The organism is Streptomyces sp. NPDC059853, from assembly GCF_042731495.1.
In the GTDB taxonomy this organism is placed as follows: Bacteria; Actinomycetota; Actinomycetes; order Streptomycetales; family Streptomycetaceae; genus Streptomyces.
Map to the genome: position 1 here is coordinate 1 of NZ_JBHWJL010000216.1, position 9050 is coordinate 9050.

8 protein-coding genes are annotated in these 9050 nt (G+C 74.9%); 3 read left to right on the forward strand and 5 right to left on the reverse strand.

The window, feature by feature from the left end; genetic code table 11:
* On the forward strand, positions 1 to 341 hold a 341-nt coding region (locus tag ACFV5N_RS20150), incomplete at its 5' end, for a DUF6256 family protein (protein ID WP_385601580.1).
* A 36-nt stretch (positions 342 to 377) separates the two neighbouring features.
* Here the strand turns inward: ACFV5N_RS20150 and ACFV5N_RS20155 are convergent.
* Positions 378 to 1655, reverse strand: a complete 1278-nt coding sequence (locus ACFV5N_RS20155; protein ID WP_385601583.1) for a nitrate/sulfonate/bicarbonate ABC transporter ATP-binding protein — start codon at positions 1653 to 1655, stop codon at positions 378 to 380.
* Positions 1656 to 1665: 10 nt separating this feature from the next.
* Positions 1666 to 3432, reverse strand: coding sequence for an ABC transporter permease (locus tag ACFV5N_RS20160; RefSeq protein WP_385601586.1), 1767 nt, complete (start codon positions 3430 to 3432; stop codon positions 1666 to 1668).
* 464 nt (positions 3433 to 3896) lie between these two features.
* On the opposite strand from ACFV5N_RS20160, the gene ACFV5N_RS20165 reads away from it, so the two are divergent.
* Together ACFV5N_RS20165 and ACFV5N_RS20170 are read left to right on the forward strand one after the other, a co-directional pair.
* Entirely contained in the window at positions 3897 to 4595 is a 699-nt protein-coding gene (locus ACFV5N_RS20165; RefSeq protein WP_385601589.1) for an aspartate/glutamate racemase family protein, read from the forward strand.
* An 80-nt stretch (positions 4596 to 4675) separates the two neighbouring features.
* The gene (locus ACFV5N_RS20170) at positions 4676 to 5530 is read left to right on the forward strand and encodes a phosphotransferase (RefSeq protein WP_385601592.1); all 855 of its coding nucleotides are present in this window, start codon (positions 4676 to 4678) and stop codon (positions 5528 to 5530) included.
* 116 nt (positions 5531 to 5646) lie between these two features.
* Here ACFV5N_RS20170 and ACFV5N_RS20175 read toward each other — a convergent pair whose 3' ends face one another.
* From ACFV5N_RS20175 to ACFV5N_RS20185, 3 genes are read right to left on the reverse strand one after another with little or no spacing between them, the layout of a single operon-like run.
* Entirely contained in the window at positions 5647 to 6885 is a 1239-nt protein-coding gene (locus ACFV5N_RS20175; protein ID WP_385601595.1) for an ATP-grasp domain-containing protein, read from the reverse strand.
* Positions 6882 to 7988, reverse strand: a complete 1107-nt coding sequence (locus tag ACFV5N_RS20180) for a pyridoxal-phosphate dependent enzyme (RefSeq protein WP_385601598.1) — start codon at positions 7986 to 7988, stop codon at positions 6882 to 6884. The genes ACFV5N_RS20175 and ACFV5N_RS20180 overlap by 4 nt, the downstream gene beginning before the upstream one ends.
* A complete protein-coding gene (locus ACFV5N_RS20185) occupies positions 7985 to 8731 on the reverse strand; it encodes a class I SAM-dependent methyltransferase (protein ID WP_385601601.1) in 747 nt (248 codons plus the stop codon). The genes ACFV5N_RS20180 and ACFV5N_RS20185 overlap by 4 nt, the downstream gene beginning before the upstream one ends.
* Positions 8732 to 9050 lie beyond the last annotated feature (319 nt).

Here is a 9050-nt window from a genome sequence, read left to right on the forward strand (position 1 = left end):
CAGTCTACGTGCTGGTGATGATCTACCTCGCGACCGGGCTGCGCATCATCCGCCGTGCGCCGCGTGCCCGGCCCCGACCCGTCCGGCCGCACCGGCGCGGGTGGCCCGGACTCGTCCTCCAGGTCGTCAGCACCTACCTCGGAGGCTGGCTGCTGCTCATGCTGGTGGTCCTCGGCTACTACGGAGGACTCGCCCGGCACAGCCCCGGTTTCGTGCTGCACGCCGTCACCGGGACCCTGCTGCTGATGGGCTTGACCCTTCCGCTCTTCCTCGCCCTGACCTGGCTCACCACCCGGCCCGTCGCCGCGCGGCGGCGGCGCGGGCGGCGGGGGAGTCCGTAGACCCGGCGCCGGGGGAGCGCGCCCGGGCCGGTCCGGTCAGTCCGTGGGCTCTTCCAGGGTGAGCGTTCCGGTGTCGCTGTCGTAGTCGTACAGCTCGGCGTAGCGCCCCCAGTCGACGGCGATGTCCAGCTGGGCGCGGGCCTCCCCGGGGGTGAAGCCGCGGTGCAGGAGGTCGAGGAAGAAGTCTTCGCGCAGCGTGTGGCCCGGTGCGGTGCGCAGGGCCCGGACGATCGCCTGCACCAGCGGGGCGCGGGCGAGGGCGTGGCGGGAGAAGAGTTCCTTGCCCCGCAGGATGCCGGCCGCCGTGAACTCGCGGCCCGCCGGGGTGAGGGAGATGCGGGCGCGGGCGGTGCCGGCGAGGCCGAGCAGCACGGCCGCGTCGACCAGGGGCAGCAGGTCGTCGATCTCGAAGGTCAGGGCCTCGGCGATCTCGGCGAGGCCGTCCGTCCCGCCCCGCGCGGCGAGGATCTCCAGCAGGCCCGCCATGCCGCCGACGGATGCGCGCGGCAGCGGGCTGCTGATGGGGGTGGGGGCCGGGGGTGGCGCGGTGGCGGGTTCGGCGCGGCCGGTGAGCACGTCGTAGACCGCGTCGACCAGTTCCTCGAAGCGGGCGCCGTGCCGGTCCCGGGGTCTGGGCAGGTCCACGCCGAACTCGGCGCGGATACGGCCCGGGTTGTCGGAGAGCACCAGCACCCGGTCGGCGAGCAGCACCGCTTCCTCGATGTTGTGGGTGACGAGGAGGATCGACTTCACCGGGGCCGTGTGCCCTTCCCACAGCGACAGGAGTTCGGAGCGGAGGTTCTCGGCGGTGAGGACGTCGAGGGCGGAGAACGGTTCGTCCATCAGCAGCGCGTCCGGTTCGACCACCAGGGCGCGGGCGAAGCCGACGCGCTGCCGCATGCCGCCGGACAGTTCGCGCGGGTAGGCGCCCTCGAAGCCGTCCAGGCCGATCATGTCGATCGCGTCCAGCGCCCGGCGCCGCCGTTCGGCGGGGGGCACCCCCTGGGCCTGGAGACCGAGTTCGACGTTCTGCCGCACGGTCAGCCACGGCAGCAGCGCGAAGGACTGGAAGACCATGGCCACGCTGCCGTTGCGGTCAACCGTGCCCGAGGAGGGGGTGATCAGTCCGGCGGCGCAGCGCAGCAGGGTGGACTTGCCGGAGCCCGACTTGCCGAGCAGGGCCACGATCTCGCCGTCCGCGAGGCGGAAGCTGACGCCGTCGAGGACGGGCAGGGCCCGGCCGCCCGGGGTGGTGAAGGTCTGGGTGACGGAGTCGGCGGCCAGGATCGGTGCGGGCTCGTGCGCGCTGCACATGGGGGTGGCCTCACAGGCGGTAGCGGGTTTCGGCGCGTGCGTACAGCCTGCGCCACAGCAGCCGGTTGACGGCGACGACGTACAGGGCCATCACGCCGACGCCGAGGAGGATCTTGGGGAAGTCGCCGTTCGCGGTGGCCTCGGTGATGTACGCGCCGAGGCCGGTGGCGGTCAGCGTGTGGTCGCCGTACTGGACGGCCTCGCCGACCACGGAGGCGTTCCAGGCGCCGCCCGCGGCGGTGATGCCGCCGGTCACGTAGGCGGGGAAGACGGCCGGCAGGAGGAAGGACCGCCAGCGCACCCGGCCGCGCACGCCCAGGCTCGCGGTCGCTTCGCGCAGGTCGGCGGGGATGGCGGCGGCGCCGGCGATGACGTTGAAGAGGATGTACCACTGGGCGCCGAGCGCCATCAGCAGGACGGCGCCGAGGCCGAGCGGGATGTTCCAGGCGAGGAAGAGGGCGGCGGCGAACGGGAAGAGCAGGTTCGCGGGGAACGCCGCGAGCACCTGGATCACGGGCTGGGCGAAGCGGGTCACGGACGGGTTCAGGCCGATCCAGACGCCGATCGGCACCCAGACGAGGGTGGCGAGGACGACCAGCACGGCGACCCGGGCGAGGGTGAGCGCGCCAAGACCCAGGGCGTACCCGAGTTCGCCGAGGCCGACGGTGTCGTGCAGATAGCGCAGGGCCCGCCAGCCGCCGAGCACCGCGAGCACGGCGGCGGCGCCGGGCAGCAGGACGCGCACGCCCCGTCCGGCCCGGTGCGCGGGCCCGGTCGCGGCGCGGGGGGTGCGGCCCAGCGGGCGGGTGGCGCGGTCCAGGGCGGTGGCGGCCGGGCGCAGCGGGCGGGCCAGCAGGCCGGGGACGGCGGAGCGGCGCAGGATGTCGAGCACCAGGGAGCGGGAGGTGACGCGTGCGGCCGGTGGCACCTCGTCGGTCCTGAAGCGTTCGGACCACACCGTGAGCGGGCGCCAGAACAGCGCGTTGACGCCGATGACCAGCACGGCGGTGACGGCGATGGCGATACCGACCTGGCCCAGGTCACCGGCGCGGACGGCGGTGGCGGCGTACGAGCCGAGCCCGGGGAGGGCGTAGTGGTGGCCGAGGACGGAGAGGGACTCGGAGGCGGCGAGGAAGAACCAGGCGCCGCCGAAACTCATCATGCCGTTCCACACCAGCGGGATGGCGCCGCCGGGGAGGTCGAGGCGCCAGAACCGTTGCCAGCGGGTGAGCCGCAGGACCCGGGCGGCGGCGTCCAGGTCGGCGGGCTGCGAGGTGAGGGAGGCGTAGAGGGCGAACGTCATGTTCCACGCCATCGCGGTGAAGATCGCGAAGACGGCGGCGCACTCCAGACCGAGGACCGAGCCGGGGAACAGCCGCAGGAAGGCGGTGACGGTGATGGCCAGGAAGCCGAGGACGGGGACGGACTGGAGGATGTCCAGGACGGGGAGCATGACCCGTTCGGCCCGCCGCACCCGGGCGGCGACCGTCGCGTACACCACGGTGAACAGCAGGGACAGCAGCAGCCCGGCGAACATCCGCAGCAGGGAGCGGGCCGCGTAGTACGGCAGGTGGACCGGGTCGGTCGGGACGGTGCTGGGGGCGGCGTCGGGCAGGAACGGCGCGTCGAGGGCGGGGGCCAGGCGCAGCAGCCCGTACAGCAGGCCGAGCAGGGCGGCGGCGACCAGGGCGTCGGTCCAGCGCAACGCCGGGCGCCGCCACACCCCGTGGGCGGGGAAGCCGGGTACCCGGCCGCTTCCGCCGCCGCCGTTCGCCATCACAGGTCACAGCATCGCGGGACGCACCCCCGGCGCGGCGCAGGCGGGGCACCGTGGTGCGTCGCGGCCGGGCGGTCCCGCGCACCGGCGGGGCATGGGCGGCGGGCCGTGCGGTCGGCACGGGCCGCACCGAGGGGGACGGGGGCACCCGCACGGCGCCCGTCGACGGGAAGGTGCGTTCGGGGGGAGCATGACGAAGTGCCGGCCGTCCTCCCCGGCGGGGGCGTCGCCGACCCGGGCGAGCAGCGCCGCCCTGGACAGGCCTGGCCGGCTACGCCTTCCTCGGCGGCGTGTTCTTCCTCGTCTCCGCGCTCCGCCTGGGCCGCGCCCGCGCCCGGGCGTGAGCCCGGGACGGGGCACCGGCGCGGCGTGCGACGCCCGGGGAGCGGGGCAAACGGATTGCCTTCCCGCTCCCCGGCCGCGCAGAATCGGCATCTCACCGTGGACGTGTACAGGAGGCGACAGTGCGGACGATCGGTCTGATCGGTGGCATGAGCTGGGAATCGACAGCGAGCTACTACCGGATGCTGAACGAGCTGACCCGGGAGCGGCTCGGTGGTCTGCACTCCGCCCGCTGCGTGCTGTACTCGGTGGACTTCGCCGAGATCGCCGAGCTCCAGACCGAGGGCCGCTGGCAGGAGGCCGGCGAGATCCTTGCCGACGCCGCCGGGTCACTGGAGCGGGCGGGCGCCGATCTGGTGCTGATCTGCGCCAACACGATGCACAAGGTCGCCGATCAGGTCACCGCCGCGGTCTCCGTCCCGCTGCTGCACCTGGCCGACGCCACGGCCGAGGCGGTGCGGGCCGCCGGGGTGAACGAGGTCGGCCTGCTGGGCACCGCCTTCACCATGGAGCAGGACTTCTACCGGGCACGGCTGGAGACCCAGGGCCTGAAGGTACGGATCCCGGACGCGGAGGACCGCGCCCTCGTCCACCGCGTCATCTACGACGAACTGTGCCGCGGAGTGGTGCGGGACGCCTCCCGCGAGGAGTTCCGCCAGGTGATCGGCCGGCTCGTCGGTGACGGGGCGGAGGGCGTCATCCTGGGCTGCACCGAACTGGAACTGCTCATCGGGCAGTCCGACAGCCCCGTACCGGTCTTCCCCACCGCCCGGCTGCACGCCGAGGCCGCCGTCGACGCCGCCCTGGCGCCCCCGGCGTAACGGCCCGGCCCGGCACCGGGCCGGGCAGCGTACCGCCGGCCGGAGGCGAAAACACCCCAGGGAGAGGAGACCGGGCGCCCATGCACGGCCCCCGCGTCCGCGGCGCGCGCGACGCCGCCCTGTCGATCGCCGCGTCGCTCGGCCTGCCGGCCGCCGAGGCGGTCGTCCTGCACGACTCCAACAAGCTCACGCTGCGGCTGCTGCCCTGCGACATCCTGGCCCGCGTCGCCCCCGAGGCGGACCAGGTCGCGCGCAGTGAGGTGGAGCTGGCCCGGCGGCTGACGGCGGCCGGCGCGCCCGTGGCCGCCCTCGACCCCCGCGTGGCGCCGCGGGTGTACGAGCGGGACGGCTGGGTCGTCACCTTCTGGACGTACTACCCGCCCGTGGCCGGCACCGGCGTCCCGCCGGCCGGATTCGCCCGTGCCCTGGCGGAACTGCACGCCGGCCTGCGCACGCTCGACATCCCGGCACCGCACTGGAGCGAGCGGGCCGGGCGGGCGCTGCACCTCCTGGCCCACCGCGACCGCACCCCCGGGCTCAACGGCGCCGACCGGGAACTGCTCACCGGCACCCTGCGCGAGCTGAGCGGCGTCATCGGCGACCGCCGCGGCCCCGTCCAACTGCTGCACGGCGAGCCGCACCCGGGCAATCTGCTCGCCACCCGGAACGGGCCGCTGTTCATCGATCTGGAGACGGTCTGCACCGGCCCCGTCGAGTTCGACCTGGCCCACGCCCCCGAGGCCGTCGCCGCGCACTACCCGGGCGCCGATCAGCCCCTGCTGCGCGCCTGCCGGACGCTGGTCCTGGCCATCGTCACCACCTGGCGCTGGGACCGGGACGACCGCTACCCGGACGGACACCGGCTGGGCGCCGCGTGGCTGCGCCGGCTCCGCGCCGTACGCGAGGGCGGCGGCCCGGAGCCCGGCGGGGCGTGACCGGCGGGCACTGCCGGGCCGGGCCCGGATCGCCGGGAGCCGCCCGGCGCGGGTGGGGACGCGGCGGGACACCGCCCGGCAGGGGAGGGCGCGGTCCGGGCCCGGTGCCGCGCCGCTCAGACGGGTGACGGGGCGTCGGGCGTGTCGATCAGCGGGCGGACGCCGCCCGCCGCGGCGAGGGCGCGGTGCAGGGCGAGTTCGGCGGTGGGGCCCTCGGCGAGCAGGATGCCGGTGCACGCCCGCTGGTCGCCCAGCGCGGTGATCCGGTCGCCCGGGGCCAGGGTCGGATACCACCGCGGGGCGCCGGGGAAGGCCGCCAGGCCGTCGAGCCCCCGCCACCCGGTGAGCGTTCCGGCCGCGGGCGCGTACACCAGCACGAAGCCGCAGGCCGGGCCCGCTGCCTGGGGCGTGTCCAGCAGCGCCGGGCGGCGGCCGAGAGCGAGGTCGATCTCCGCCGCGTACACGTTGATGCCCAGCCGGCGGCACAGCGCCTCGCCGACGAGCGCGCCGCCGATCCGGCGGTTGATCTCGACGAGTTCGGGCCCCTCGGTGGTGGCGACGAACTCGGTGTGCGCGAAGCCCGCGTCGTGGCCCACCGCCGCCAGCAGCGTGCCCACCCAGGTCTCGATCCGCGCGCGGGCGGCGGTGTCCAGCATCACGGGGAAGGCGGCGGCCTCCTCCCGCACGGCGGGCTCCGGCGACATCTGCCGGCTGGTGACGCCCAGCAGCGTGGTGTGCCCGGCCCAGGTCAGCGTCTCCGCGCTGTACACGGGGCCGCTCAGGAACGGTTCGGCGAGCAGCCCGCCCTTCAGCGGGGTGTGCGCGGCCTCGGCGAGGGCGGCCCGCAGGGACGGTTCGTCGCGCACCGGCCACACCGCGCGCGAGGAGGTGCCGGCGGTGTCCTTGAGCACGGCGGGCAGCCCCACCGCGCGCAGCACGCCGGTCGCGGCGGCCGGGGAGGGGTCTGCCACCCGGTGTGCCGGGACCCGGCCGAGCCCCAGGCCGTGCAGGAGGGTCCGCACCCGGTACTTGTCCCGGACCAGCCGGACCGCCTCCGGGTCCGGTCCCGGCAGCCCGAGCGCCGCGGCGGCGTCCGCGCCGGTGATGCCGAAGGTGTCGGTGGAGTTGATCAGCCCCGCCAGGTCCGGGAGGGCGCCGAGGGCCGCGACACAGGCGGCGGTGTCCAGGGTGTCGACATCGACGATGTCCAGGGCGTCGGGCGGCAGCCGGTCCAGTTCGTGGCGGTAGACGGCCCGGTCCCGGGTCAGCAGGCACAGCCGGTGGCCGGACTCCCGGGCGGCCGTGACGAGCCGGCCGAGGCCGAAGGTGAGCAGTTCGAGTGCGGCGATCGTCATACGGCGCCCTCCTGGCGGTCGGCCGGGCGCGGGCCGGCGGGGGAGTGGGGGCCCGGCCCCGGGCCGTGGCGCCGGCGCCGCCACTCCATGACGGACCAGGGCGGGGCGAGGTCGGCGAGATCGGTGATCTGGTGGGGCTTCAGGGTGCGCGGGTCCGGCAGTTCCCGGTGCCGGGCGAACGCCCGCTCGGTGTACCGGTGGCCGGTGTCCGGGCCGATGACCAGGAAGGACTGCCCGGGATGGCGCGCCGCCTCCCAGGTGGCGGCGAGATAGGCGGCGCCAGTGGAGAGACCGGCGAAGACGGCGTGGTCGCGCAGCAGCCCGACCGCCCCGGCGGTGGCGTGCCGGAAGTCGGTCCAGTGCACCGTGTCGTACAGCTCGTGCCGTACGTTCCCGAACGGGATGGCGCTGCCGATCCCGGCGATGATCGCCTCCGGGTCCTGGAAGCGGTCGCTGCCGAAGGTGACGCTGCCGAACGGCTGGAGCCCCACCAGCCGGACCGCCACACCCCGTTGCCGCAGCGGCAGGACCAGGCCCGCGGTGGACGCCCCGGTGCCGACCGCGCCGACGACCGTCAGCGCGGGCACCGGCAGCGCGGCGGTCACCAGATCGGCGAACTCGCGGTAGCCCGCGTAGTGGACGGCGTCGTGGTACTGGCGCATCCAGTACAGGCCCGGGCGTTCGCGCAGCAGGTCGCGGACGCGCCGCACCCGGCGTTCCTGGTCCAGCCGCAGATCGTCCGAGGGCGGCATCTGCTCGACCGTGGCGCCCAGGATCTCCAACTGGGTGCGGAGCGTGCCGTCCACGGTGGTGGACGCCACGATGTGGCAGTGCAGGCCGTAGCGGTGACAGGCCATGGCCAGGGCCAGCGCGTAGATGCCGCTCGAACTGTCGACGACGGTCTGCCCCGGCGCGAGGGTGCCGCGCTCCAGCAGGGCGCGGACCGCGCCGAGCGCGGCGTACACCTTCAGCGTCTCGAAGCGGGCCAGCACGGTGTGCGGGCCGAGACGGATCAGATCGGGGGTCTTGACGGCGTCCGTGATGTGGGCGTGGACGGGGACGGGCGCGGGGCGGGCGGGGGGAGGGGCCGGCACGGCGGTCACCGGCCGGCGGGCCGCACGCCCCGGACGATCAGGCGCCGGGCGTGCTGGTCGTACGGCGCCCCGTCGAAGCCGCCGAAGCACACCACCTCGGTGAACCCGGCCGCCTCGAACAGCGCGCAGAGTTCGGCGCCGCTGTACAGCCAGCAGGTGATCGACGCCTCCCGGGCCGAACCGCCGCGCACCAGCGTCCAGTCGGTGCGCAGCCGGCGCCAGCCGTCGAGCACGGTGTCCCGCTGGATGACGTAGCCGTCACCGAGTTCGACGAGCTGGGGCCGGCCGATCCAGCCGGCCAGCACCTCCTTGCCCAGGACGTCGATCAGCAGCCGGCCGCCGGGCGCCAGCGAGTCGAAGGCGTTGCGCAGGACCCGGACGTTGTCCTCGTGCCGGGCGAAGTACCCCCAGGAGGTGAAGAGGTTGAGCACCACGTCGTAGCGGCCCGGCTCCGTGTGGCGGAGCATGTCCGCGCGGACCAGCCGGGCCCGCTCCCCGGCACCGTCGAGAGCCGCCCGTGCCCGCTCCAGCATGCGCGGGCTCAGATCGACACCGGTGACGGCATATCCGCGGCGGGCGAGCGGGACCAGAAAGAGGCCGGGGCCGCAGCACAGATCGAGAACCCGGGCGCCGGAATCGAAGGACAGCAGCGGGGACTCGGCCACCAGCGCGGCGACTTCCGCCTCCCGGCGCGCGGAGAACATGGTGCCGGAGAAGTCGGACCAGAAGGACTCGTCCTCGTACCATTCCATGCCATCGCCACCTCGCTGGAGAACCGTGCGGGACGCACCACGTCTGCTCGTTCGGCCCCGCGCGGTGTGGATCCCCGCAGCTCGGTGGGCGCCGACGCATGGCGGGCAGCGCGAAGAACGGTGCGCGCATTCCCCTTTCGAGGTGCCACGGGAAAAGGCCCGCCAGGCATGGCGAATGTTTCCCGGCACCCGGATCGGTAAACTCGGAAAAACGACCTCGGAAAAGCCGGTGCGGGCCGGGAACCAACCGCCCGTCATGGCCGACCCATAGAAGGGATTCCGCCGCGTCATTCCGCGGCGGAAGGAGGCACGCCCGGGC

Excerpts from the sequence above, each read along its gene's own strand:
- ACFV5N_RS20155 (WP_385601583.1), bottom strand. The coding sequence starts at position 1,655 with ATGTGCAGCGCGCACGAGCCCGCACCGATCCTGGCCGCCGACTCCGTC.
- ACFV5N_RS20160 (WP_385601586.1), bottom strand. The coding sequence starts at position 3,432 with ATGGCGAACGGCGGCGGCGGAAGCGGCCGGGTACCCGGCTTCCCCGCC.
- ACFV5N_RS20170 (WP_385601592.1), top strand. The coding sequence starts at position 4,676 with ATGCACGGCCCCCGCGTCCGCGGCGCGCGCGACGCCGCCCTGTCGATC.
- ACFV5N_RS20175 (WP_385601595.1), bottom strand. The coding sequence starts at position 6,885 with ATGACGATCGCCGCACTCGAACTGCTCACCTTCGGCCTCGGCCGGCTC.
- ACFV5N_RS20185 (WP_385601601.1), bottom strand. The coding sequence starts at position 8,731 with ATGGAATGGTACGAGGACGAGTCCTTCTGGTCCGACTTCTCCGGCACC.